The sequence below is a fragment of the Fuerstiella marisgermanici genome (assembly GCF_001983935.1).
GTDB lineage: Bacteria > Planctomycetota > Planctomycetia > Planctomycetales > Planctomycetaceae > Fuerstiella > Fuerstiella marisgermanici.
Window position 1 is genome coordinate 5,327,575 of record NZ_CP017641.1, and the last position, 25,991, is coordinate 5,353,565.

17 protein-coding genes and 1 pseudogene are annotated in these 25,991 nt (G+C 56.8%); 16 read left to right on the forward strand and 2 right to left on the reverse strand.

The window, feature by feature from the left end; genetic code table 11:
- The first annotated feature begins 72 nt into the window (after positions 1-72).
- The 3 genes from Fuma_RS19840 to Fuma_RS19850 are packed head-to-tail and all read left to right on the forward strand — an operon-like array spanning position 73 to position 4,169.
- Positions 73-1,821 carry a PTS sugar transporter subunit IIA gene (locus tag Fuma_RS19840; protein ID WP_077025650.1) on the forward strand — a complete coding sequence of 583 codons (1,749 nt, stop codon included), beginning with the start codon at positions 73-75 and terminating at the stop codon, positions 1,819-1,821.
- Between the two features lie 15 nt (positions 1,822-1,836).
- Positions 1,837-3,042 carry a M20 family metallopeptidase gene (locus tag Fuma_RS19845; protein ID WP_077025651.1) on the forward strand — a complete coding sequence of 402 codons (1,206 nt, stop codon included), beginning with the start codon at positions 1,837-1,839 and terminating at the stop codon, positions 3,040-3,042.
- Positions 3,043-3,050: 8 nt separating this feature from the next.
- On the forward strand, positions 3,051-4,169 hold the full coding sequence (locus tag Fuma_RS19850) for a TIGR03364 family FAD-dependent oxidoreductase (protein ID WP_077025652.1): 1,119 nt from the start codon (positions 3,051-3,053) through the stop codon (positions 4,167-4,169).
- 8 nt (positions 4,170-4,177) lie between these two features.
- On the opposite strand, the gene Fuma_RS19855 is transcribed toward Fuma_RS19850, so the two are convergent.
- Positions 4,178-5,866 carry a glutamine--tRNA ligase/YqeY domain fusion protein gene (locus Fuma_RS19855; protein ID WP_077025653.1) on the reverse strand — a complete coding sequence of 563 codons (1,689 nt, stop codon included), beginning with the start codon at positions 5,864-5,866 and terminating at the stop codon, positions 4,178-4,180.
- 373 nt (positions 5,867-6,239) lie between these two features.
- On the opposite strand from Fuma_RS19855, the gene Fuma_RS19860 reads away from it, so the two are divergent.
- The 9 genes from Fuma_RS19860 to Fuma_RS19905 all read left to right on the forward strand — a co-directional run bounded on the left by Fuma_RS19860 (position 6,240) and on the right by Fuma_RS19905 (position 20,047).
- Positions 6,240-10,766 (forward strand): S8 family serine peptidase, encoded by a 4,527-nt coding sequence (locus Fuma_RS19860; RefSeq protein ID WP_077025654.1) that lies wholly within the window; start codon positions 6,240-6,242, stop codon positions 10,764-10,766.
- Positions 10,767-11,021: 255 nt separating this feature from the next.
- Complete coding sequence (locus Fuma_RS19865) at positions 11,022-12,104, forward strand: hypothetical protein (protein ID WP_077025655.1); 1,083 nt, start codon at positions 11,022-11,024, stop codon at positions 12,102-12,104.
- Between the two features lie 21 nt (positions 12,105-12,125).
- Entirely contained in the window at positions 12,126-12,581 is a 456-nt protein-coding gene (locus Fuma_RS19870) for a GNAT family N-acetyltransferase (RefSeq protein WP_077025656.1), read from the forward strand.
- A gap of 37 nt (positions 12,582-12,618) precedes the next feature.
- Positions 12,619-14,085, forward strand: coding sequence for a sulfatase-like hydrolase/transferase (locus tag Fuma_RS19875; RefSeq protein ID WP_077028438.1), 1,467 nt, complete (start codon positions 12,619-12,621; stop codon positions 14,083-14,085).
- A gap of 331 nt (positions 14,086-14,416) precedes the next feature.
- Complete coding sequence (locus Fuma_RS36860) at positions 14,417-15,142, forward strand: iron-sulfur cluster assembly protein (protein ID WP_077025657.1); 726 nt, start codon at positions 14,417-14,419, stop codon at positions 15,140-15,142.
- A gap of 116 nt (positions 15,143-15,258) precedes the next feature.
- Entirely contained in the window at positions 15,259-16,836 is a 1,578-nt protein-coding gene (locus Fuma_RS19885; RefSeq protein WP_077025658.1) for an aldehyde dehydrogenase (NADP(+)), read from the forward strand.
- Positions 16,837-17,062: 226 nt separating this feature from the next.
- Positions 17,063-17,551 (forward strand): hypothetical protein, encoded by a 489-nt coding sequence (locus tag Fuma_RS19895; RefSeq protein ID WP_077025660.1) that lies wholly within the window; start codon positions 17,063-17,065, stop codon positions 17,549-17,551.
- Between the two features lie 284 nt (positions 17,552-17,835).
- Positions 17,836-19,137: a dihydroorotase gene (locus tag Fuma_RS19900; protein ID WP_077025661.1), complete on the forward strand. Its 1,302-nt coding sequence runs from the start codon at positions 17,836-17,838 to the stop codon at positions 19,135-19,137.
- A gap of 52 nt (positions 19,138-19,189) precedes the next feature.
- Positions 19,190-20,047: a phytanoyl-CoA dioxygenase family protein gene (locus tag Fuma_RS19905; protein WP_077025662.1), complete on the forward strand. Its 858-nt coding sequence runs from the start codon at positions 19,190-19,192 to the stop codon at positions 20,045-20,047.
- A 58-nt stretch (positions 20,048-20,105) separates the two neighbouring features.
- Here Fuma_RS19905 and Fuma_RS19910 read toward each other — a convergent pair whose 3' ends face one another.
- Positions 20,106-21,044 carry a phosphatase PAP2 family protein gene (locus Fuma_RS19910; protein WP_077025663.1) on the reverse strand — a complete coding sequence of 313 codons (939 nt, stop codon included), beginning with the start codon at positions 21,042-21,044 and terminating at the stop codon, positions 20,106-20,108.
- Between the two features lie 347 nt (positions 21,045-21,391).
- On the opposite strand from Fuma_RS19910, the gene Fuma_RS34285 reads away from it, so the two are divergent.
- From Fuma_RS34285 to rseP, 4 genes and pseudogenes are all read left to right on the forward strand, one after another.
- Positions 21,392-21,604: a hypothetical protein gene (locus Fuma_RS34285; RefSeq protein ID WP_083732175.1), complete on the forward strand. Its 213-nt coding sequence runs from the start codon at positions 21,392-21,394 to the stop codon at positions 21,602-21,604.
- 15 nt (positions 21,605-21,619) lie between these two features.
- A pseudogene (locus Fuma_RS19915) lies at positions 21,620-22,354 on the forward strand (DUF6807 family protein); the annotation flags it as partial.
- A 186-nt stretch (positions 22,355-22,540) separates the two neighbouring features.
- A complete protein-coding gene (gene dxr / locus Fuma_RS19920) occupies positions 22,541-23,698 on the forward strand; it encodes a 1-deoxy-D-xylulose-5-phosphate reductoisomerase (RefSeq protein WP_077025664.1) in 1,158 nt (385 codons plus the stop codon).
- Positions 23,686-25,797, forward strand: a complete 2,112-nt coding sequence (rseP, locus tag Fuma_RS19925) for an RIP metalloprotease RseP (RefSeq protein WP_077025665.1) — start codon at positions 23,686-23,688, stop codon at positions 25,795-25,797. Before dxr ends, rseP begins: the two co-directional genes overlap by 13 nt.
- Positions 25,798-25,991: the final 194 nt, after the last annotated feature.

Sequence of the window (25,991 nt, forward strand, 5' to 3'; positions counted from 1 at the left end):
ATACGTCCGCGTTTTCACACGGCGGCGCAGTTCGCTACCATCCCGTGCTGACTGATTAAGAAAGCACGGCCTATGAATTTTGACGACCCACTCATCCGCATGGCGATGGTTCTTGTCTCCGGAATTATCGGCGGCGAACTGGTGGGGCGGATCAAGCTGCCAAAAGTAACCGGGTGGATCGGGACCGGCATCCTGCTACGTATGCTGGACGGGTATCTCACGACATCTCATGGCCTTAAACTAGGCCTTGATCCCGACGCGGTGTCGACATTTGGCCCGTACATGAATTTTGTGTTGGGCTATATCGCCTTCACCGTCGGCGCCGCACTGCACTTTGCCAGTTTGCAAAACACGGGCAAACGACTGGGCCTGCTGCTGCTGTGCGAAGCCCTGATTACTCCTGCGGTAGTCTTTTTCTCGCTCTTCATTCTGGGCGGGATGGACACCAAACCTGCTTTACTGCTGAGTGCGATCGCGATCTGCGGCGCTCCTGGTACGACAGTGCTGGTCGTTCAGGAAGCGCGTGCCCGAGGTATCCTTACGCGGACACTCGTCGCCGCCGTCGCCCTAATCGACATGGTGGCTGTCGGCATGTTTGAATTTGTGTATGCCTTTATCCGCGTCCCGGGCGGTGGCACGATGTCTTTGCAGGCGGGGCTGGTCAATGTCGGCACGGAATTCGGGCTTGCTCTGGCAGTCGGCTTTACCTGCGCTGGGCTTGCGTTGATCCTGATTCGAACCGTAGTGGGCCCGGCGTTTGTGGGACCGATCATGGTGGCCGTGATTCTGGGATCGTGGGGGGCGGCCCGCGGCATGGACGTTTCCGGAATTTTGGCGTGTACCTTTGCCGGAATCGCAGTTTCGAATCTGCGCCACGGCACTGTGCGGTCGACGGAAGCGTATCTGCAATCGATTGGCGGTGTGCTGTTTGCTGCCTTCTATACGTTTGCCGGCATGAAACTGGACTTCAGCCAGGTGTGGCCCAACCTTAGCCTGGTGTTGCTGTTTTTTGCCTTTCGCTTCATCGGCAAGTACTCAGGCGCCTTCATCGCGATGTACTTTGCGAATGCAACGAATGCTGTGCGCAACTTTTTGGGACTCGCACTGTTGCCTCACGGAGGCGTCGCCGTCGGTTTGATTTTATTAGTACAAAATGACCCGACACTCAGCGACCATGCCGACGTCATTACAACCGTAGGACTGGCCGCATTGGCCATCAACCAGTTACTGGGCCCAAGTGGTGCGAGATTCGCGTTGAACAGCGTCGGCGAAAGCGGGAAGGCTCGGCCGCGTCTGCTGGACTTCCTGGACGAGCACCGCATTACCGTGACTGTCGACGGCAACACCAAACAGGCCGTTGTTTCGTCACTTGTGGACCAGCTTTACGCCACGTCCGATATGCCGATCGAAAAGGAAGAGTTCGTGCGGCAGGTGATGAAGCGTGAAGCATCAGAATCCACCTGCGTGGGTCACGGCCTGATGATTCCCCACGCGATACTGGATGCCGATGCCAAAATGGAAGGCGTGCTGGGCATCAGCCGTAAAGGACTGGACTTCAGAACGCCCGACGGACGTCCGGTGCACGCGGTGCTGCTACTGGCCACGCCGGAAAACGAACGAGAACGGCATCTGGAAATCCTGTCCGCGTTTGCTCACCTGATCACTCACGACGAAAACCTTTGCGAACAGCTCTATCACGCCCGCAGTGCGGCTCATGCGTACAACGTGCTGCATGCTGAGGCTGCGGAAGAGATCAACTATTTTCTGGAAGAAGTTCTGGAAGAATTCCGCGACCCCAATCCGTCAAAACCTAATCCCTGACAGGAACTTCTTATCATGACCGCCGCTCCGGTTGTCTCAAAAACCGTCGTCGATATCCTGGCGGAATTGATCGCCATCCCCAGTGTTAACCCGATGGGGCAGGACGTCCAGGGCGACATCTATTTTGAAGGTCGCGTGAGCGACTGGCTGGTGGAGTTTTTCCAATCGCTGGGTGTGGCGTACGAACGGATCGAAGTCGCCCCCGGCCGCGACAACGTCATAGCGAAATTTGATTCGCCGGGTAGCGACCGCACCATTTTGCTGGACGCTCATCAGGATACAGTGCCGGTCGAAGGCATGACGATTCCCGCATTCGAACCAAAGATCGAAGGCGGTCGAATTACCGGGCGAGGTGCCTGCGACGTGAAAGGTGGCATGGCCGCCATGCTGATTGCCTTCCGTCGTCTTGTGCGTGAACGCCCAGCTAACGCCGCAAGCGTGATCATGACCTGCACATGCGACGAAGAAGCCACGACATTGGGCATCAATGACCTGGTGACTTATTGGCAACAGCCCGGCCGCTCGGGACTGTTGTCGTCGAAGCCGGACGTCGCCGTCATTGCCGAACCGACGGGCCTGGACGTCGTGGTCGCTCATCGCGGCGTGACTCGATTTAAGATCCGGACCGCAGGTCGAGCCTGTCACAGTTCAGACCCGACTCAGGGCGTGAACGCCATCTATCGCATGGCATCCGTACTGGCCGTGCTGGAAGAGTACGCCGACCTGGTGACTCGCAAAGTCAAGCCGCACGCTTTGTGCGGTGGAGCAACGTTAAGCGTCGGTCGGATCACAGGAGGCACCAGCGTAAACATCGTGCCGGACGAATGCGTGATCGAAGTCGATCGCCGCGTCATCCCCGGCGAAAAGCGAAGCGAAGTCGTGGCTCACCTGCGTCGCTACGTGCAGGAACGCCTCGACTTCGACGTGATCTTCGATCCACCGTGGCTGGAAAGTCCTCCCCTGACGGACGCCGATAATTCAGAACTGGCGTCGGCCGTATTGAAATGCGTTCAGGAAGTGGACGGGCCACATTCAGCGATTGGCGTGCCCTATGGCACTCACGCATCAAGAACATGTTCGGCCGAAGTCCCGTCGATCGTTTTCGGCCCCGGTTCGATCGACCAGGCTCATACCAAAGACGAGTTCCTCGAAATCGACCAACTTGAAAAAGCGGCCGAGGTGTACTTTCAGCTTTGCTGCGATGACGGCTTAACAAAGTGAACTCGACAATGCCGAATCACAAATTCAATGTCGCCATCGTCGGCGCCGGAATCGTAGGCCTCGCTCACGCATGGGCGTCTGTTCGGCAGGGACGAAGCGTCATCTTATTCGACCGCTCGCCGAAAGCTCAGGGAGCGACTGTTCGTAACTTCGGCATGATCTGGCCCATTGGTCAGCTAGCCGGAGAACTGTACGACACCGCGTTGCGTTCTCGCGAACTTTGGCTGGAACTGCACAAAGCAGGCGTCGTACACGCGGACGATTGCGGATCGGTGCACCTGGCTCATCGCGCCGATGAACGGGCAGTACTGGAAGAATTCGTCGCTGGTAAGACTCACGACTGCCAGATGCTGTCGGCTGACGAAACTCTGCAAAAAGTCCCCATCGCCAACTCGGACGGGCTACTCGGCGGAATGTGGAGCCCCACTGAATTGCGAGTCGATCCGCGCGTGGCCGCGTCTAAAATCGCGTCGTGGCTGCAATCCGCTCATGGCGTGAAGCTGCATTTCGAAACACCGATCGTGCACGTCGACGGCGGCACACTCACGTCGGCCGACGGAGCCCAGTGGCACGCGGAGCAAACAGTGATTTGTTCCGGCAGTGATTTGAAGACGCTGTTTCCGGAAGTGCTGGCCGCTTCCAGACTGAAGCTTTGTAAGCTGCAGATGCTGCGCACCGTCGCGCAAAATTCTTCTGCAAATCAGGCGGCTCATATCGCCAGCGGTCTAACACTGCGACACTACAGTTCGTTCAATCACTGCCCATCGCTGGCATCACTGAAACAGCGAGTCGCGAACGAAAATCCAACTTTGGATCGCTACGGAATTCATGTCATGGCGACTCAATCCGCCAGCGCCGAATTTATCCTCGGCGATTCGCACGAATATGGCGACGACATCGAACCGTTCGACAAAGCGGAAATCGACAACCTGATCCTGCAGGAGTTACGCAAGATCATTCGGCTGCCCGACTGGACGATCTCCGAACGCTGGCACGGCGTGTACGCAAAGCACCCGGACCTGCCAGTGTTTCGAGCTACTCCGCAACCTGGCGTTCACGTGTGTGTCGGTCCCGGCGGAGCAGGCATGACCATGTCGTTCGGCCTTGCAGAAGCGACGCTCACGTAGCCGAGCAGCTACTTCTTCTTGGCTTTGGCCCACGCATCTTTCAACGTCACAATGCGGTTGAAAACCAGACGATCTGAAGTGCTGTCCTGATCAACGATGAAGTACCCCTTGCGTTCAAACTGGCAACGATCGCCCAGCTTTGATTCCGCCAGCGACGGCTCCAGTTTGGCTTCGACCACGGTTAGCGAATCCGGATTCAGATTGCTCTGCCACGTCTGAGATTCGTCTTCCACGTCGTCCGGATCTTCGGTCACAAACAGGTGGTCGTACAGACGCACTTCCGCCGAAATCGCATGCTGAGCACTCACCCAGTGCATGGTGGCTTTCACCTTGCGACCGTCCGGTGCGTTGCCGCCTTTAGTTTCGACATCGTACGTACAGTGGATTTCCGTGATATTGCCGTCGTCATCTTGCACAACATCGTTGCACTTGATGAAGTAAGCCCAGCGGAGTCGCACTTCGCGGCCGGGACCGAGTCGGAAGAATTTGCGAGGCGGGTCTTCCATGAAGTCGTCACGCTCAATGTACAACTCACGACCGAACGGCACCTTGCGTGAACCGGCCGCTTCGTCTTCCGGGTTATTGACCGCGTCAAGCTCCTCAGACTGGCTTTCCGGATAGTTTGTGATCACAACCTTTAATGGATCCAGCACAGCCATGCGGCGATCGGCTGTCGCGTTCAGTTCTTCGCGGATCTGATTCTCCAGCACCACCATGTCGGTCATCGCGTTGTGCTTCGTCACACCAACGGATTCGCACAGCTTGCGAATCGAATCCGGTGTGTATCCGCGTCGACGCAGGCCGGACAGTGTGGGCATGCGAGGATCGTTCCAGCCAGAAACGTGACCTTCATTCACAAGCTGCAACAGTCGCCGCTTGCTCATTAAAGTGTAGGTCAAATTCAGGCGATTGAATTCAATCTGCTGTGGATGGTGGATGCCCAGCGTTTCACAGTACCAGTCGTACAGCGGGCGGCGGTTTTCGAATTCCAGCGTACAGATGCTGTGAGTGATACCTTCCAGCGAATCCGATTGCCCGTGAGTGAAGTCGTAGGTCGGGTAAATGCACCACGCGTCGCCCGTGCGATGGTGTTCAACCTTGCGAATGCGATACATGATCGGATCGCGAAGTAACAGGACCTTGTGAGCCATGTCGATTTTGGCTCGCAGCACGTGAACTCCTTCGTCGAATTCCCCGTTCCTCATGCCGCGAAACAGAGTCAGGTTTTCTTCGACGGACCGGTCGCGATAGGGACTGGGCGTCCCCGGTTCGGTGGGCGTCCCACGACCGGTGCGAATTTCTTCCAGCGGCAGACTACACACGTAGGCCTTGCCGTCAGTGATGAGTTGTTCAGCCCACTGGTAAAGCTGCTCGAAGTAATCCGACGCGAAAAACAGCCGGTCTTCCCAGTCGAAGCCAAGCCAGCGGATGTCTTCCTTGATGGATTCGACGTATTCGACTTCTTCCTTTTCGGGGTTGGTGTCGTCGAACCGCAAATTGCACTTGCCGCCATATTCGGCCGCGATTCCGAAATTCAGGCAGATCGACTTGGCGTGTCCGATGTGCAGGTAGCCGTTGGGTTCGGGCGGAAATCGCGTATGGACCACGCCGTCCCATTTTCCGGTTTTCAGGTCGTCTTCGACAATCTGACGGACGAAATCTTTGTGGACCGTTTCGCTGGAATTGGCTTCCGACATATCTCAAATTGCCCTGATTTCACTGGAACAGCGAAGTAAATGTGAGGAAACGCTGTCATTTTGGCGGACTGGCTCCGATGGCCGGTCGTTGTGGAAATTTAGCGGTTGCCGACCAAAGACAGAAGCCCTGTTCAACAGGAAGCCCCCAGACGACCTGCATTGTTGGGTTTACCTGACCGGAAGTATCAAACGAGCGTTTGGATTTGTTTCGAATTCGGCCGCTTCCGCATTTTTCTGTTGGTTTTCCGCCTGGTTCCTCGTCCGATAGAGTTGAGAGACGGTCCCGTGCCGTGAGTGGCCGGAAAATGCGCGCGTTGATGTTATGCCGCGTCTGAGTTCTGATAAAACGCAAAGTTCAATGAGGCTTCGACTCATGAAATCTGTCAACGAAATGCTTAGGTTTCTTCAGCAATGCCTGTCTTCGCGACGGGACGAGCGCCGTTCGGGGCCTCAAAAAATGAAGGGGCTTGGGTTTGCAGAGGCAGTCGAAGCACGGCTGTTACTCACCGCCGACCTGCGGGATGCCTTGTTCGCTCCGGTGGTCATGGATGAAATCTCGGACGACACGTCGATTGAGTCCTATTTTCTGAATTTCGACACGCCCCAGGACGTGGAAACTCTGAAGGTTGCGACGAATGCGATCTCCGTTGAGGCGTCCAACCTCATCGAGAACGGCTACACAATCACGCTGTCGCAGGGGCTGACTCTTCAGGATGCGGCCGATACGTTTTCCGATATTGACGGCTTTAACTACCTGCATCCCAACGTGCCTCGCCAGCATTCCCTGCGAGCCGTACCGAATGACCCGCTATATGTCGACCAATGGCACCTCAGCAACACAGGACAGGGGCAGGGCGTTGTCGGAGCGGATTCAAATATCGCATCTGTGTGGGACAACTACACAGGGGCTGGCGTGACGATTGGTATTATTGACGACGGCCTGGAAACGACCCACGAAGACCTCGTCGACAACGTGAACACAACGATTGACTTCGACTGGAACGGCAACGACAACGATCCGTCTCCAACCGTAACTTCCGACTTCCACGGAACAGCAGTAGCGGGCGTCGCGTCTGGTAAAGGCAACAACGGAATCGGTGGCAGCGGTGCAGCCTGGGATGCAGAATTGGTTGGATTGCGACTAATAGCAGGAGGTGTGACGGACCAGCAGGAAGCTCAGGCCCTGACCCACGAGATGAACGCCATCGATATTTATAACAACAGCTGGGGACCAGTGGACAACGGTCGCATTTCCAGCATTGGGCCGCAAGCCTTGGCGGCATTGGAACAGGCCGCCACGACAGGGCGCGGCGGCTTGGGGAACATCCACACTTGGGCTGGCGGAAATGGTGGGGACACGACGAATGACAACGTCAACTATGATCCGTACGCCAATTCCAGGTTTACCATTGCTGTCGGTGCGTTGACAAACTCAGGAGTCAGAAGCTCTTACAGCGATGTCGGAGCGTCTCTTATCGTGACCGCTTCATCAAACGGTGGCGACCTTGGCATTACAACAACGGACCTCACCGGCAGTAACGGGTACGACACATCAAACTACACCAATACGTTTGGCGGAACGTCTTCGGCGACACCACTGGTTTCCGGCATCATCGCATTGATGCTCGAAGCGAACCCGCTCTTGACGTACCGCGATGTGACGGACATCCTGGTCCGCAATGCAGAACGAGTTGATGCGGCCAATGCAGATTGGGTGCAGAACGGTGCCGGACTGTGGGTCAACCACGAATACGGATTTGGCGGCGTCGACGCGGCTGCTTCTGTAGCTGCAGCAGAAACGCATCTCTCGCTGCCGACTGAAAGAAATTACAAGACAGGCACCATCAACGTTAACCAGGCCATTCCGGATGTCGGCGGGGCCGCTGTCACCAATACTGTCAGCGTTGCCGCAGCAGACGCGATTTCGTCCCTTGAGTATGTCGAAGTCGTATTCAGCGCGTCGCATTCCTACATCGGCGACCTCGAAGTAGTCCTCACGTCGCCTAGCGGGACACAGTCTGTGCTGGCCCAAACCCGCAATCAGGACAGCCAGACAGCCTACAGCAACTGGGTCTTCACGACAGCACGCAACTGGGGCGAATCTTCTCAGGGCGTCTGGACAATTTCAGTCACCGATAAGGCATCGGGAGGCACCGGCACATTCGATTCGTTTGCCCTTAATTTCTATGGAACTGACCAGGCAATTCGCATTTCAGAATCTGCCGGCAGCACCATTGTAACGGACTCCGGTAAGACTGACTTCTTTGATGTCGTCCTGCCGTCCATGCCAAGTTCCAACGTAGTGTTGAACGTCGCGAGCCAGGACACCAGTGAAGTCACAACGTCCACCGCATCGTTGACGTTTACTCCGTCCAATTGGGACAGGCCGCAACGAGTAACGGTGTCTGGCGTCGTAGACCTCGCACAGGACGGCGACAAACAAACCAACGTTATCATTTCAGTCGACGCGGCAAACAGCGATGCGTTGTATGCCAACGTCGGTGCCCAGACCGTGTCTGTTACGTCGCGGGATGACGATTTCAACCTGCCGCTTAAGCCTGTCATTACTTCGCCAGGAGTCCGGCCTGCAACTTCTTCGCCGGCATTCGAATGGACGTCTGTCGACAACGCGGTCACCTACAACATCACCATTACCAACGAATTCACAGGAGCCGTCGTCCAGCAACGTTCCGGCCTGATCCTGCCTCGACACACGTTCGCTTCACCGTTTGTGAACAGCATTTACCGAGCGGTCGTCCGCGGCGTTAATGCGGATGGCGTTGTCGGCCTGCCTAGTGATCCGCTGCTATTCAGCATCGGCGAACCAGCTGTCCCGGCGGCCCCCGTGATCACATCGCCCACACAGGGCTCAATCATCACGAATAACCTGCCACAAATTCAGTGGCGACATTCGGCGGCCGCGATCGAATACGAACTATTCCTGTCTGCCGGTGGTAACGTAACTCGAGTACGAGTGCCCGGCGTCGACATTGGCAACGGCTTGCGAGCCTACACGCCAACCACGTCGCTGCCCGAAGGCTTCAACTCTGTTTGGGTCCGCGCGTTTAACCCGTTTGGCGATCCTGGCGAATGGAGCACTCCGGTTGGCTTCACCGTAGATGCCTTCCAAACGCCGTCTACGCCAACAATGACAGCGCCGATTCTGACTGTCACCACCAACGCATCACCAACCTTCCGCTGGATTGGTGCCGGAGCGACATCTTACGAATTATGGGTGGACGAACTTCCTGGTGGCGACAGCTCTGTCATCGCGCCGACGCGAGTGATCTATGTTACAGACCTGGCGGCCAACGAATACACCCATTTCAAGCCGCTGAACAATGCGAAACATCGTGCGTGGGTTCGAGGCGTGAATGACGCGGGCGAAAAGTCTGACTGGAGCCCGCTTATTGAATTCACGGTCGACGTCCCCACACCTCAGCTTCCGCAACTGGTCGAAATTGGCCGTACTGAAGATCAGACGCCAACGTTCACATGGAACAGTGTGAGTGGTGACGCTTTTGGCAGTGGCACGCGGTTCACCTTGTGGGTCAACAACCTGACTACGGGTGAAGCACGAGCTATTCACGAAACCGGTATCGCCGGAACGTCGTACACACCCACGACGCCGCTACCGCAAGGTCGATATGCAGCCTGGGTTCAAGCAGTCAGTGCCGTCGGAATCAAGAGTGCGTGGAGCCCACGAATCGTTTTGACGGTCGACCAGCCGGCACCAGAACGTCCGACGCTAACAGGCCCCGTGGCTGAAGCAGGTACCGGGACAACTGACATCCTGACCGACCTGCCGGAATTCGAATGGACCGCCACAGTGGGTTCCGCCACCTATGAACTTTGGGTGAATCACTTGGACAGCGGCACAGTTCGCATTGTGCACGAAAAGGGAATTGAAGACACGACGTTCACGCCGGAGCTTCGACTTCCGGAAGGTACCTTCAAAGCCTGGGTTCGCGGGTATAACCTGGCAGGCGAAGTTGGCGAATGGAGTGACTCATACACGTTTAAGCTGGACGTTCCGGCCCCTGGCATTCCGACCATCACCGGGCCAGCGACCAACGCTGTCGGAACAGTTGTCGACCCAACCCCCACGATCACATGGGACATGGCCATTCCGACAGGCAACTACGACCTGCAACTGGAACACGCGGGAACCGGCGCCCTGGTGATTGACGAAACCGGCATCACGACGGAAAGCTACACCGTGCCGATTCAGTTGGCAGAAACCACGTACCGCACTCGAGTGCGTGCCGTGAATTCCGCTGGCGAAAAAAGTGAATGGACTGAATGGTCTACGTTCCGCATCGACGTACCAAACGCCACAACACCGATTGCACTCGGCCCAACCGGAACCGTGCTGCAAAACAATGTCACGTTCCAGTGGCAACACACGTCGGGCAACGTGCAGTATGAAATCCTGGTTCGTGACCTGCTGAAACAGGAATCGATCACGTTCCGCGATTTTACCTTCCAGGTCGATCCCGATCAGTCGCGTGCCACCATTAACCGCAGCCTGCCGAACGGAACTTATCGCTTCTGGGTGCGAGCATTCAATTCGCAGGGAACAGCGAGTGCGTGGAGTAATTCGCTGTCGTTCACTGTCGAAAACCGGCTCACGTCACTTCGGTCGAACGTGGCAAATGGCGACGACACTTCAACCGTTGCGGTCGAACTGAAATTCCAGCCGGATGAAGCGGGCAAGAACGCCGTCGCCGAGTACGTCGACAGCGCTGAGGCGCCTGTGCCTGAAGCGGGGCCTGAGTCATCTGGCGACGCCGCCAAGAGTGATGCGAATTCCGACGATGCCAACGATTCTGCAATGGAAGCCGTGATGGCCGAGTTGGCAGACCCGACCAACGCAGACCTGCTGTATCCTGCGACCTGATCAGTACAAGCATTCGCAGTGAATTCACAGTGACTGATTGCTGTGTCTCGACAAGCAAATGAAGCCCGGCTCCCCAAGAGCCGGGCTTCTGGCGTTTCCACCCTTCTCAGGCCGCCACAAATTCGCCGCAATCTGTTGTCAGAATGTCACTTGCGCCGAATTTACATTCTCGGGAACCTTCACGCCGGTCGGTGCGTCAAAGCTACGTGACACCACGCTCCTTTAGTCCCACCTGCCCTTGTGATCGCCCGCCCCATGTCTGCTTCATCTCCCATTGATCCCGAAGAATTGCTGTCTGCGGAATTCGATTCCAGCGACAGCGACCCAGCGTCTGCCGTAGAAATGGATGCTGATCACTCTACCAGTTTGCTCGCAAAATGGCGGCAGGTTGGGGATAGCCTGCGAGCGCTCCCGATGCGGAAAGAGACGAACCTACATCTTTCGGTGCTCCAGCAGATCCGCGGCGAATCCCGCCAGCCACTGGAAGCAGCGTCGGCGCAAACTTCGCAGTTCAGCCACAGCGATCGAGCTTCGCAGGGGGCTCGATGGGCCGCATTGGTCTCATCACTGGCGGCCGTGCTGTTGGTGTGCGTGTCGTGGATCGTCGCGCCGGACCGTTCGGGGCTCGTTCAGTCCGGGCTGATTCAGCCCGCCACGGTTGCTCAGTCTTCTTTAATGAGGCTGGAAGAAGACGTGGCCAGCCTGCCGGGAAATTGGGAAGTGCTGGTCGTCACTGTCGCGGCAAATCGCCAGGGTGGCATTCCGGAATCCGTACGAAAAACGGTCGGTGATCGAGGCCTGCGGCTGCATTCGCTGGCGGATTCGGCGGTCGTGGACGAGAGTCACCCGGGGGTTCTGATGGCGACGGGCGATGTGTCGTCCGAACTTCGCGGCGTTCTGGAAGCGGATCCGGACGACTTCCAAATCGAAATGAACCCCGACCAGATCGGCGATTTGAGTCGGTCCGAACTGCTGAATAAGTTCGCCGAATCGATGCGAGTTCCGACGAAGTCTGACGAATACTTTGGCGAGATGTATGCGATTCTGCCTGACGACGATGCACTCGTGGTGAAGTCCCTCCCTTCTAAAGCGTCAGTAGAAGAGATCGTCATGGCGGACGCTGCAAACAGCGCCGATCCAGAAACGTTAGCTCACCGCAATTCTCCCGAGAATGCCGTTGGTCAGGCAACCGCCCAAAATGTTGCACACGTCGCAAAAAGTCGGCTGTCAAAGAGCAGCGGGAAGCCGGTTCTGGTAGTGTTTGTAAAACGCAAACCAGCACCGCCAAACCACCGCAGCAGCAACCAGCCGCATTCGATCCGCGCCGGGCAGGTGTAGGCGACCAACGGGAATCCAGAATTGAACATCACGTTTCGCTCTGCCACTCACTCAGACATCCCGACGCTTGCCGACTTCAACTGTCGCCTGGCCATGGAAACCGAAGGCAGGCAGCTGGACAGTGCAACGGTGCAAGCCGGCGTGACTCGTGGCCTGGACGTCGGTGAAGAAGTCCGGTACTTCGTGGCAGATGCTGATGGGCAAGTGATCGGCCAGATCATGCTCACGCGAGAATGGAGCGACTGGCGTGACGGCTGGATTGCGTGGCTGCAAAGCGTCTACGTCGTCGCGGAAGCACGGGGCAAAGGCGTGTTCAAGGGACTGCTGCAGCATGCAATCGACCAGTTAAAGCAGCAACCGGATGTCGTATGCATGCGACTTTATGTAGAACGGGACAACAACGCGGCCATCGCGACCTATCAAAAATTGAACTTTGCAGACTCCGGCTATCACGTCATGGAAACGCCGCTGCAATAATTGACCGGCCCCGAGCCCTGCAATGAAAGCCGTTTGCATGCCGTCCGCCGCCTACTTGTTGTCAATTTCACTGCTGGTGTTTGTAGACCTCAGCACGATCGCGTCCGCCAGCGACGATGCGACCGTGAAGAAAAGTCGCCAGCCGAATATTGTCATTCTACTGGCCGATGACCTTGGCTACGGGGAAACTGGTTGTCAGGGCAATCCGCAGATTCCCACACCGCATATCGATTCCATTGCCAACGACGGGGTGCGGTTTACTAACGGCTACGTCACAGCCGCGTTTTGCAGCGCGTCGCGAGCCGGCCTGCTTACTGGCCGCTATCAAACTCGCTTCGGCTACGAATTCAATCCGATCGGCGCGAAGAATGAAGATCCCGATGCGGGCCTTCCGCTGAAGCAGAAGACGTTCGCCAATGTTCTGCACGATGTCGGCTACACGACCGCGTTGATCGGCAAATGGCATTTGGGCGGAACAGCAAAATACCATCCTCTGCGGCGTGGCTTTGACGAATTCTTCGGCTTCCTGCACGAAGGCCATTACTTCGTCCCGCCACCTTTCGACGGCGTCACAACGATGCTGCGTCGGCGATCGCTGCCCGGACATGCTCAAGGGCGATACCGCAGCCCGGACGGCAAGCTGGTTTACACAACTCACATGGGCCACGACGAACCTGCCTACGACGCCGACAATCCGATTTATCGAGGTGGCCAGCCAGTGCATGAATCCGCCTACTTAACAGATGCCTTCACGCGCGAAGCGGTCGACTTCATCGACCGGAATGCCGACCGCCCGTTTCTGCTGTACCTCGCCTACAACGCTGTTCACAGTCCGCTGCAGGGAGCTGATCGATATATGGACAGCTTCGCACATGTCGACGACGTCCATCGCCGCATCTTCGCGTCCATGCTGGCCAACATGGACGACAGCATCGGAGCCGTCCTGACCAGGATTCGCGACGAGAACCTGACCAACGACACGCTGGTCTTCTTCCTCAGCGACAACGGTGGACCGACTCGGGAACTGACCAGCAGTAATCTGCCGCTACGTGGTGAAAAGGGTTCGATGTTCGAAGGTGGGCTGCGGATACCGTTTTGCGTACGCTGGCCGGGGCAAATTCCGCCGAATACGGTCTATGATCACCCTGTCGTTTCGCTCGACCTTTTCGCGACCGCAGTTGCCGCGGCCGGCATCGATCTGGCGACGATAAAGAATCTTGATGGCGTGAATCTGGTACCGTTTTTGAACGGCAAACGGAAGTCAGCCCCCCACGAGACTCTGTTCTGGCGAACTGGAAACAAGGCGGCTCTGCGGCACCAGCAATGGAAGTTGCTGCGAAACCCGCGGCGCGGCGGATCGCTGGCGTGGGAGTTGTACGACCTGTCCAACGACGTAAGCGAATCCCAAAACCTTGCAGACCAAAACACTGCAAAGCGCGAAGAGTTGGTGCGCCGGTGGGAAGCGATGAATTCGGAAATGGTTGATCCCACGTGGACGCCGTAAGCCGTAAGCCGTCACCCAGTCACCCAGTCACCCAGTCAGCCAGTCAGCCAGTCAGCCAGTCAGCCAGTCAGCCAACTTATCGTGGCGACCTATCGAGGTGTAGAAACCGCAGCGGCCGGCGGTTCGCAAACAGCTTCAAGATTTCGGAGCCGCGCTGCAGCATGCTGAGGCCCTGGCGGTTTCCGGCACCACACTGCGGCTCCCGTTATTGAGGGCGAGGCAGCAAGACACCGCAATTGGTTTAGAATCCCTGCAGAATCACTACACTCGTAGTGCGAACGGTCTAAACTGCGGTGAACAGCCGCCTATTCAGAATCCGACAGGAAAAACCATGGAACGCCTCATTGGCACCGACGAACTACAGCCGGGGGAACGTGAGTCTGTTTTTGTGGACGACATTCCCGCACTTGTTGTCCGCCTTGGCGACGACTATTTCGTGATCGAAGACGTCTGCTCGCACGATGGCCAGCCGCTCACCGACGGCCCGATCGCCGATGGAGCGATCACGTGTCCGCGACACGGCGCGAAGTTCGACCTGAAAACCGGAGCCGCTTTGTGCATGCCGGCCACAAAAGGAATTCGCACGTTTCACGTCGAAGTGAAAGACGGAGGCGTGTGGGCTTCCGAAGCAAAGGCCGCCGCCGTCGAAACCGACAACGCAAGTCAAGCAAAGAGTGAAACCGCGGCGACCGCAACATCGGCCGAATCCGAATCTGCGGATGAAACGCCCGCCGATGAAAGCAAGTCTGCTTCAACGGAATCCGAATACCTTGAAGCGTTGCGACAGGTCATCGACCCGGAGTTAATGATCAACATCGTCGACCTCGGCCTGATTTATTCTGTGGAACAGGATGAAGAAAACGCTGGTCGCTTGAAGGTGGATATGACGCTGACCAGCCCAGCCTGTCCGGCGGGCCCTCAACTTGTGCAGCAATCCAAAATGGCGTTGGAACGCCTGCACGATGTCGATGAAGCGGCGATCACAATCGTCATGTCTCCACCGTGGTCGCCCGAACGCATGACAGACGACGCCAAAGATCAGCTCGGGATTTTTTAGGCGGCCCCGTCCACCGACACAGTCGGGCGAACGTCCGAATTTGCTCCTGCTGGCCGCATTTAAGTCGAGCGTGAAAGAGCAGGGCATTTATGTAATCGCATTTCAGGAATCATAAAATGACACACCCCGTCCTCATCAACGGCGCATGGGTCGCTTCAGAAACCGCTGAAACATTCCAGGCCATTAATCCTACGACTCAGGAAACCCTTCCCGGCGTGTTTCCGCTGAGCCCGTGGTCGGAAATTGACAAGGCAATCCAGGCCGCGTCAGACGTTGCGAAGGAAGTTCGAGGCTGGCCGGGAAGTCGGTTCGCTGAATTCCTGAACGCCTACGCCGATGAAATCGAAGCTCGTGCCGATGATTTGGTCGCGGCCGCTCATGCAGAAACAGCGCTGCCGGTTTCACCGCGTTTGAAAGATGGCGAGTTGCCTCGCACGACGAACCAGCTTCGCCAGGCGGCTGAAGCAGCGGAGACCGGTTCGTGGCGGAGTCCGATCATCGACACAGCGACCGGCATTCGTTCTGTGCTCGGCCCCATCGGGCCAGTGGTGGTGTTCGGCCCAAACAACTTTCCGTTTGCGTTTAACGGAATCGCGGGCGGCGATTTTGCAGCAGCGATTGCGGCCGGAAACCCCGTGATCGCCAAAGGTCACTCCAGTCATCCCGATACGACTCGCATCTTCGGCGAAGCTGTTGTCGCCGCCATTCAGAAGACCAACATGCCCAAAGCACTGGTGCAGTTGATCTACAGAACCAGCCATGAAGATGGCTACAAACTCGTGTCCGATCAACGAATCGCCGCCAGCGGTTACACGGGAGCTCGCCATACCGGGCTTAAACTAAAAGCCGCCGCCGATGCAGCAGGCAAGCCGTTCTACGCAGAACTGTCCAGCATCAACCCGGTCTTCATTCTGCAGGGTGCTCTGGCTGAACGAGCCGACGCGATTGCGGATGACTTCAGCGGCAGCTGCCTGATGGGCACCGGCCAGTTCTGTACGAATCCGGGCATGGTAATTGTTCCGGCTGGCTCCGAAGGAGAAGCCTTTGTGAAGTCGGTGGCGGAACGGTTTCAGAATGCGGCGGTCGGGACAATGCTGGGCGAGGGCGTGCAGAAAAGTTTCGCGCATGGCATCGAGACTCTGAAGAAGGCCGGAGCAGTCGTGGAAACGGGCGGTGAGCCGGGCGGCGGAAACGGGTTCTGCTATCAAAACACGCTGCTGACGGTGCCGGGTTCGCTGTATCTAAAAAATCCGGAAGTGTTCCAAACAGAAGCCTTTGGCAACGGTTCGTTGGTCGTGCTGGCGGACGACGTCGATCAAATGAAGGCGATTGCAGAATCTCTGGAAGGCAACTTAACCGGCTGCGTTTATTCCGACACGGCCGGTGCCGACGACGACGCGTACCGAATTGTGGAACCGGCATTGCGAACAAAAGTCGGCCGACTGCTCAACGACAAAATGCCGACCGGCGTAGCTGTATCGGCCGCCATGAACCACGGCGGGCCATTCCCGGCGACCGGTCATCCCGGATTCACGGCGGTCGGCCTGCCAACATCAGCCGCTCGATTTGGCATGCTGATGTGCTATGACAACGTACGGCCAAACCGTCTTCCGGAAATCCTGCAGGACAAGAATCCATCGTCAGCAACCTGGCGACGAGTCGATGGGCAGTGGACGACGGACGACGTCAGCTAAAAAGGCTGCTGATAGACGGCGATGAAAAACGTCGCGTGCCAGCGACTCTTGAGAGCAATTTACGTTTTGTTGTGGACGGTTCTGGCTCGTGGGAACCGGCCCGCGTAAAACAAAAGACGATTTCCGCGGCCACAAGTCAGCGTGAAACGCTGTAGCGGTGACCCGCTGTTCTCATGGCCCACTGTTTCAGTCTGAGTGAATTCCATTTTTTCACAGGAGCCTCCCCATGAAACGGACCCTAATCTTTGGCATTGCTCTGACTCTGCTGAGCAGCGTCTCCGTCACGGCAGACGAAGCGGCAGACGCTGTCGCCAAACGCGAAAAAGCGTTCAGTGAAATGCTGTCCAACACAACTCTGGTTGGCTCCTTCACCGTCGACGGCAAGATGGACGGCCCCCCGAAAGCCGAACGCTACGAAATCGAAAGTGTCACGAAGGTAACGGGCAACCTGTGGACGTTTATGGTGCGAATCAAGTACGGCAAGGTGGACTCCAGGCTGCCTGTCACAGTGCCAGTAATTTGGGCCGAAGACACTCCCATGGTCGCCTTAACGAAGGCTTCGATCCCCGGGCTGGGCGACGAATTTGGGGCTCGAGTGATCTTTCACGACAACCGCTACGCCGGCACATGGCAACACGGAAAAGTCGGCGGACACATGTTTGGCGTGATCGAAAAGACGAAGCCGAAACAGGATGCTGAAGAGAAAGCAGAATGAGGCACATGCATGCCGAACCTCCGCAGCATGGGCCATGCGACACGCAGCTAGTTCAACCGTCATAGCAGCTCGCAATAGAACATCGTCGCATCCGGCGAACCGGCCGCAATGTGCGAAAACTGCCAATGGGCTGGCTGCGACGTAGTTTGACGGTCGCACATATTATCGTGCTGACACAATTCTAAGTCTCCTGCGGCGAAGTGCCGCCCGGCAGGCGGCACCTACTTTGTCGTCGCTTTGCGACAAGGTGTAACTCGAAATACAATTAAGCGATTCCCACTACTATGAAGACCCTCATCCGCGGCGCAGACGTCGTTTTTGCCGATCAGACTCGCGCCGCCAACGTCATGGTGGAAGACGGTAAGATCGCGTCCATTGATGCTGACGTCGACGCGCCCGCCGATGAAGTCATTGATGCGGCGGGTCTGCACCTTATGCCTGGCGTGATTGACGATCAGGTGCATTTTCGTGATCCGGGTTTAACGCACAAAGAGGACCTCTACACGGGCAGCAAGGCCTGCGCGAAGGGCGGAGTGACTTCCTTTTTGGAGATGCCGAACACCAATCCGACCACCACCAGCGCGGACGCTTTGCATGCCAAGCTGGATCTGGCCGCGAGCAAATGCCTGGTGAACTTCGGCTTCTATATCGGAGCGACTCCCGACAACGTTGATGAGTTAAAAAACGCAACGCGGACCCCGGGGATTAAGATCTTCATTGGTTCCAGTACTGGCAACCTTCTGGTCGATCAGCAGGCGGCGCTGGAACGCATTTTCGGCGAATCCACTCTTCCAATTTGTGCTCATTGCGAAGACGAAGCGACCGTGAAAGCCAATGCGGCGAAACTGAATGGTGGCAGCAGCTATGCCGACCACAGTCGCATCCGCAACCACGAAGCTGCGTTGATTGCCACAAAGCGAGCCGTCGACCTGGCGGATCGACACAACCACCGATTCCATGTGCTGCATGTTTCGACCGGCGACGAAGTCGACTTTCTGCGCACATGCAGCGATCTGATTTCGGCGGAAGCATGCCCTCATCATCTGCTGTTCAACGTCGACGACTACGATCGACTGGGTTCGCTGGTGCAGATGAACCCGTCGGTCAAGAACGCAGACGACAATGAACGCATCTGGGCCGGTTTGCTGGACGGGACCATTCAGGTCATCGCCACAGACCACGCGCCTCATACGCGAGAAGAAAAGGATCAGCCGTATCCAAAGTCGCCGTCCGGTATGCCCGCCGTCGAAAATTCTCTGGCGCTGATGCTTAACGAAATGAATTCCGGACGCTGCAGCCTTCAGCAAATTGTTTCGTGGATGTGCGAAGCACCGGCAAAGGTGTGGGACATCAAGAACAAGGGCCGCATTCAGGTTGGCTTTGACGCCGACCTTGTGCTGGTCGACCTGAACCGCGAAGCAATTGTTCGCGACGAAGACCAGGTCACAAAAAGCGGCTGGAGTGCCTGGCACGGGACGTCATTGAAGGGCTGGCCCGTGCGAACTTTGGTCGCAGGGCAGACGGTTTTCAACGATGGCAACTTCGACGAAACTGTGCGAGGCACGGAAGTGCTGTTCGATCGGTAGTCGCGTTTGACGTGCCCAAACGGACTATGTTCGGGGTTTAGGAATTAGTCGCATGCAGGATCTTGCTGAGTTTTCAGAACCGGTTTCAGATTTATTTTCCAGTGATGCCGTAAATGCGCCGCGTTTGTCGGACGAAGCCATTCAACGTTTCGAACGTGATGGCTTCGTCGTTGGGCCACGCTTGCTGGATGACAGACAAACTCAGCAACTGCGGGACGAGCTGGCAGAATTGACCGACCCGGAACACGCCGGCCGCGAACTGTGGTACGAATACAATTCGAACGAATCGGCCGACCCCAACTTGGTGCTGTTTCATGCTTTGGGGGCATGGCGGCTGCGGCCAGGTTTTCACGATGCCCTGTGGAATCCGGCTTTCACTGTTCCCGCCAGCCAATTGCTTGGCGGAGATGTGCGCTTTTGGCACGACCAGCTTTTCTGCAAGCCCGCAAAACACGGCGGTGTTGTCGCGTGGCATCAGGATTATTCGTACTGGACTCGCACGAAGCCGATGGCTCACCTCACTTGCTGGGTCGGCCTGGACGACGCATCGGTGGACAACGGCTGCATCCATTATGTGCCCGGCAGCCATAAGTGGAATCTGCTGCCGGTCACCGGACTCGCGGGCGACATGACGGCAATCAAGGACGCGCTGAATGACGAACAGTGGGAGCTGTTCAATAACCCTGTGGCGGTGGAATTAAAGGCAGGGGAATGTGTATTTCACCACCCACTGACGGTGCATGGTTCGTTTGAAAACCGAACCGATCGGCCTCGTCGAGCCATGGTGTTGAACGTGGTGAAGGACGGCGTGTGCAGTGATTCTGACCAGCCGCTGTTGAATGGCACCGACGTTGTACCGCCCGGACAGCCACTGGGCGGCAAGTTCTTTCCACTGCTCTTCAAGCAATAATTCAACTGCCGCAGATCGGTTGGTTGAGATCGCAACAGCCAGTCACGTTTGCAGCGAATCAGACACTCATCGGGCGAGGCCGGTTGTCTTCGTCGTAAAGCCACGGTTGCAGGCGGTTCACGACGACGATCCCCACGACCGCCAACAGTGCTCCAGAAACGACATCCGAAAAGTAGTGCCAGCCAGTCGTCATCGTGGAAGCGACGACTAACACATTCAGCAGCAACATCGGCCAGCGAGCGTAACGCACGCCTCGAAATGCCCATGCCAGCAGAATGGCCCACGTCGTGTGAAACGAAGGGCATGTGATCAGCCCTTCCGCGTCGCGCCATGTGACGAGTGTGCGTTGCTGAGATCTCATTTCGTGAAAGTCATGCAGAAAACGCTGCTGAGCTTCGTTCGGCGCGTAATCGTAAGTGATGAACGGGCCGTCGGCCGGAAGTAGCACGAACAGGACAGCACACGTCAGCGTAGTCAGCATGAACTGCAGAACGAAGCCTTCCAGTTCACGGCGGCGATTGGCGAATCCGAGGACAACCACGGCAGCCGCTGTTTGCAACATCACGGTGTCGTAAGCGATTCCCAGCGGAACGCTTAGCATCGGGATCCGGGCGGTCCATTCGGCAATACGATCGACGCGGATGCCCAGCATCTGGTCGAAGCCGGCAAGATAAGGATCGACAAGCGGCATGTTGACCGCCGCGACCGCGTACATCAGCACCGTGTAGGCCGACGTGAACAGAACCAACTGAGTCAGCGACAACAGACACATCACGAATCCGTGCTCCTGACGTCGCAGATACCACAGCCCGACGCCGGAAAGCACCGTGGCCGTTAGCAGCGGCCGAATCAGATCGTCCAGCGGAAACCAAAGCCCAAGCGACGCGATCAGCACGACATCGAACACGAACGTCGCGAGGATCAAAACACCCTTGAAGGCAGCGTCACGACTGACCGGCAGCGTACGCGTAGCGGATGAAATGGAAACGGAGCTCATACCGTAAATGTCGGAGCATTGAGCGGCCGGCTTGAAAGTGCAGTGGCCACGGCCTGGTGGGAACGGCGAGCCGACTTGGTCAGGCCGAATCGATTGTGTAACCCAACCGCAACGGTTCGGGATCGCGTTCAATTGTGCCGGTTGTGCAATCAACTCATCAGGAATAACCCGTAGATCGATAGACCGAACTCGTGCCCCGTCAATCGCCTACGCATCGCGGCACTTCATGTTTTCTGAGGCCATCACTCCAGATTCGTTCCTGCCGCTCGCCGCCTTAGCGACGTGCGTTTTTTATTTCGGGCGGACGAACATATCATGCTCGCTCCCACCCCCAACAAGGAAAAGCCATGACGTCACGCCGCTGCATATTTCGATTGATTCTGGTGAGCATCGCTGTGGGAAGCGCGTATTTCTCGGACCACACTGCGGCAGACGAGCATTCAGGGACGTCTAAGCTGCATGCCCACTTCAACGATCAGGGCATCGAAGTGCGCGAAGGCGAGCAACCGGTGCTGTTTTACCAATCAGCACCGAAGTCTCGTGACGGAAAGTTTGAGTGAGCCAACTACGTTCATCCGCTGCACAACCTGGATGGAGACGTCATCACAGAAGACTTTCCGGATGACCATCTGCACCAGCGAGGCGTTTTCTGGACGTGGCATCAGGTTTGGGTCGGCGATCAAAGAATTGGTGATCCGTGGGTTTGCCAGGCATTTGAATGGGACGTTCGTTCGCGAGGGATCGAACGTCGGACAGACGGCAGCGTGAAGCTGTCCGCAGTGATGGACTGGAAATCGCCCGACTTCCGCGACGCAGATGGGGCGAAGACACCGATCGTGCGCGAGCGGACTTCGATTACAGTGCATCCCGCCACAGATGCATATCGGTTGATCGACTTTGAGATCCAGCTGCAAGCACTGGTGCCGGACGTGAAAATCGGCGGTTCTGAAGACGACAAAGGCTACGGCGGCTTTTCGCCGCGGATCCAATTGAATCCGGAACAGGTATTCTCGGGCGAAGCCGGTGTGCTGGAGCCAACTACGACCGCCGTCGACGCTGGCCCTTGGCTGGATATTTCTGACAGCAAATCCGGCTTTACGATCCTGTCGCATCCGTCGAATCCAGGGCACCCTCAACCATGGATCCTGCGGCGGGCAAAGAGTATGCAGAATGCCGTTTACCCGGGAAAAGATCCGAAGGCCGTTTCGACGGACCAGCCGACAGTCCTGAAATATCGACTGATACTGCACCGCGGCGACATGGAAGCGAAGGTGATTTCGGAAATCTACGCACGCTACGGCGATTCGTAGAGGCCAGCAAAGCCGATGCGAGGTTCTCACACGGACTGACCCGTCTTGTCGAGAATGCCGCAGACACCTAACATGCCCGCGCCGTCTGGGTTATCAGGTTGCGTCAATTTATGATGCAATCGCACCGAGACGCCGCAGAAACTGCTTTCATCATTGCCGCCTTGGATAACGAGGCGGAAATCGTTTGTGACTACGCCTCAATCCATTGTTGTACTTGGGTCGACCGGTTCGATCGGGACAAGTTGTCTCGACGTCATCCGCAGTCATCCCGATCGCATGCGCCTATTGGGAGCAACGACGCACACGAGCGTGGACCTGTTGAAAAAGCAGATCGACGAATTTCGGCCAGAATGGGCGCTGGTGGCGAATTCGGACGCAGCGATCAGTTTCGCGTCGGAATTGCCGGATTCCACGACAAAGCTGGTTTCCTGCGCAGACGAACTTTTTGATCGAATTCGTGGCGACGATGTCGACGTCGTCGTTTCTGCGATTGTCGGAGCGGCAGGCCTGGAACCCACGTGGGCAGCGGTCGATGCCGGAAAACGGGTCGCTTTGGCGAATAAAGAGAGTCTGGTCGTGGCCGGCTCGGTGATTACTCAACGAGCCGCCGAAACCGGGGCGACAATTATTCCGGTGGACAGCGAACACAGCGCGATTTTTCAGGCATTGCAGGCTGGCCAGGCGTCTGACCTGCGGCGAATTATTCTGACGGCCAGCGGCGGGCCGTTTCGCGGATGGACTCGCAAACGCATGAAAGACGTCACGCCCAAGATGGCACTGCAGCATCCGACGTGGGAAATGGGACCGAAAATCACGATCGATTCCGCCACGATGATGAACAAAGCCCTGGAAATTGTGGAGGCTCGCTGGTTATTTGGGGTCTCCGCAGACCAGATATCAGTGGTCGTTCACCCGCAGTCGTTCATTCATTCTTTTGTGGAATATCAAGATGGTTCGGTAATTTCGCAGATGTCTCCGCCCGACATGCGACTACCAATACAGTATGCTTTGACGTTTCCGGATCGTATTCCGTGCCCCAGCTCGGACACCGACTGGATGGCGGCTGCTACAATGGAATTGTTTCCGCCGGACTTCGACGCATTCCCCGCTTTGAAACTGGGGTTCGAAGTCGCCAAACAGGGCGGAACGGCGGGCGCGATTTTGAACGCCGCCAACGAAATTGCGGTCGAACGCTTTCTGAATTCCGACATTCGGTTCGACCAGATCACACAAATATCTCACGACATTCTTAACCACCATACATTCGACGCTCAGCCAACCCTGTCGCAATTGCGAGAGGCAGATCACTGGGCTCGGGAGGAAGCACTTCGGTGGAAATCCTGATTCTGGATTCATTCGTCACATTTTCCGCGATCTCCGACACGCTCGGCATGGTCGGCAACGCGCTCTCGGTCATTCTTGGCCTTGGTGCGGTGATCTTCTTCCACGAACTCGGCCACTTTGCGGTGGCCAAGTGGTGCGACGTGCACGTGGAACGCTTCAGCATTGGCATCGGCCCAATCATCTGGAGTCGCCAGAAGGGTGAAACGGAGTACGCTCTTTCTGCATTGCCATTTGGCGGCTACGTCAAAATGCTCGGGCAGGACGACATGGACCCCAACCAGATGACCAGCGACGAGATCGCAGAAAACGAGCGATCGTATTCGGCGAAGAAGGTCTGGCAGCGGATGGCCATTATTTCTGCCGGAGTGATCATGAACGTGATCACTGGCTTTCTGTTTTTTGCAACGGCGTACTGGTTTGGCGTGGTGCAAACGGTCCCGATGGTGGGATACGTGGTCACAGGTGGTCCCGCGTGGAACGTCGGTATTCGCCCAGGCGACATGATCGAAAGCATCGACGGTGCGGAAATTCGCACGTTTTCGGAAATCAACCAGGCTGTTGTGCTGTCGAGTGGCTCGATCCGCATCGAGGGAACTCACGCGGATGGGTCTGAGCTGAATGAAGTGATTCAGCCGAAAATGGGAGACGTCGTTCGCCTGATCGGACTTGGACCAGCCGGAACCAGCACACTGTCGCCGGAGACTGAATCGTCAGACGGTTTCACTCTGCCCGGCTTCCCCTCGCAGAAGGCGAGCGAGCCATTTCTGCCAGGCGACCGAGTAGTCGCAGTGAATGGTGAGCCTGTTGAGTACCTACATGAAATCAGTTACCTGACTGCGAAATACGCAGCCGAGGACATTACTTACACGGTTGAGCGAGCCCCTCCCGGAGCGGCGAATGCCGAGGGCGACGCCAAGTCGTCAGAAACGAAGAGCGGCGAAAAAGTAGAAATCACAGTCCCACCGCAACGACGGAAATCGATGGGCCTGGTGATGGCGATCGGAAAAGTGACAGCCATCGCCAAGGGCTCGCTGGCCGAAAAAGCGGGGCTAAAACTTGATGACCAGATCAAGGCGGTGAACGGGCTGGAAGTCAGCAAAGAGCTGGATCCGCTCATGCTGCCCAACTACTTCGCGGAGCATGCCGGGGAAGTCGTGACAATCACCGTGGCTCGCCAGCGAGAAGGGGATAGCTCGGAAACATTGAATCTTGAAGTCACACCGAATGATGAGCCTGGTTGGGCGTCACCGATGGCTTCGCTGACCGACCCGCTGGCAATTCCTGCCATCGGAGCCGGCTTTCACATTCAGCCGTGGATCGCCAAAATCGAGACCGGCAGCGCCGCTGAGAAAAGCGGCAAGTTCAAGGCTAATCAAAAGATCTCGATGGTCGTGCTTGAACAACCAGACCCCAAAAATCCGGTGGCAGATAGAGTCGAAGCCACTGAGTACAAGATTCAGCTGGACGATCGTAAGGCCGAAGAAATGGCAAAATTGCCAGTCAACTGGGCCTACGTTCATGCTCAAATCCAACAACTTCCTACCCGACAGGTACGCGTTCATGTGGCGAAATCGCCTGACGGTGAAGGCAGCTTCGCACATTTGTTTAAGACGCTCGATCCGGTCGACGACTGGTACATCACTCAACGAGGCATCGATGGCTGGGGATCTTTGACCAATCTGCGAGTCGCCCAATCATTGGGTGATGCGGCAGCACTGGGATTTCGGGACACCAAGGGATCGACCATCAGCATTTACCTGACGCTGCGATCACTGTTTCAAGGCAACCTGTCGCCCAAAGCACTTAGCGGACCCGTGGGAATCGTAAACCTTGGGTACAAGGTGGCTGACCACGGTATGTCGCGACTGCTCGTATTCCTGGGCTTCCTGAGTATCAATCTGGCCGTGTTGAACTTTCTACCGATCCCGATCCTGGACGGCGGCCACATGGTGTTTCTAATCTGGGAAGCGGTCGCTCGGAAGAAGCCGAGTCCCAAGGTGATCAATCTGGCTCACGGAGTCGGCCTGATCTTCATCATCACGCTGTTTGTATTCGTCCTCTACCTGGACATCTTCGTGAACGGGTTTGGGGCGGGCTAGCGGATTTTCCCTTCAGTTGTGGCCGGTTTGGGCTCGTGGGAAACAGCCTTCGTAGCGAGAAACGCTTGCTCCGCGGCTACAAGTCAGCGAAATTCGCTGTAAGCGGCCCGTGTTGCAATCGCTGCAAGAGTGCCACAAGGGCCATTACCTTTGTGGCACCAAGCGTGCTTTTGCCGAGGCCTGGACCGAGGCCG

What these genes read in the sequence shown, in the direction of transcription:
- Fuma_RS19840 (WP_077025650.1), top strand. Translation starts at nt 73, where the DNA reads ATGAATTTTGACGACCCACTCATCCGCATGGCGATGGTTCTTGTCTCC.
- Fuma_RS19845 (WP_077025651.1), top strand. Translation starts at nt 1,837, where the DNA reads ATGACCGCCGCTCCGGTTGTCTCAAAAACCGTCGTCGATATCCTGGCG.
- Fuma_RS19850 (WP_077025652.1), top strand. Translation starts at nt 3,051, where the DNA reads ATGCCGAATCACAAATTCAATGTCGCCATCGTCGGCGCCGGAATCGTA.
- Fuma_RS19855 (WP_077025653.1), bottom strand. Translation starts at nt 5,866, where the DNA reads ATGTCGGAAGCCAATTCCAGCGAAACGGTCCACAAAGATTTCGTCCGT.
- Fuma_RS19860 (WP_077025654.1), top strand. Translation starts at nt 6,240, where the DNA reads ATGAAATCTGTCAACGAAATGCTTAGGTTTCTTCAGCAATGCCTGTCT.
- Fuma_RS19865 (WP_077025655.1), top strand. Translation starts at nt 11,022, where the DNA reads ATGTCTGCTTCATCTCCCATTGATCCCGAAGAATTGCTGTCTGCGGAA.
- Fuma_RS19875 (WP_077028438.1), top strand. Translation starts at nt 12,619, where the DNA reads ATGCCGTCCGCCGCCTACTTGTTGTCAATTTCACTGCTGGTGTTTGTA.
- Fuma_RS36860 (WP_077025657.1), top strand. Translation starts at nt 14,417, where the DNA reads ATGGAACGCCTCATTGGCACCGACGAACTACAGCCGGGGGAACGTGAG.
- Fuma_RS19885 (WP_077025658.1), top strand. Translation starts at nt 15,259, where the DNA reads ATGACACACCCCGTCCTCATCAACGGCGCATGGGTCGCTTCAGAAACC.
- Fuma_RS19895 (WP_077025660.1), top strand. Translation starts at nt 17,063, where the DNA reads ATGAAACGGACCCTAATCTTTGGCATTGCTCTGACTCTGCTGAGCAGC.
- Fuma_RS19900 (WP_077025661.1), top strand. Translation starts at nt 17,836, where the DNA reads ATGAAGACCCTCATCCGCGGCGCAGACGTCGTTTTTGCCGATCAGACT.
- Fuma_RS19905 (WP_077025662.1), top strand. Translation starts at nt 19,190, where the DNA reads ATGCAGGATCTTGCTGAGTTTTCAGAACCGGTTTCAGATTTATTTTCC.
- Fuma_RS19910 (WP_077025663.1), bottom strand. Translation starts at nt 21,044, where the DNA reads ATGAGCTCCGTTTCCATTTCATCCGCTACGCGTACGCTGCCGGTCAGT.
- Fuma_RS34285 (WP_083732175.1), top strand. Translation starts at nt 21,392, where the DNA reads ATGACGTCACGCCGCTGCATATTTCGATTGATTCTGGTGAGCATCGCT.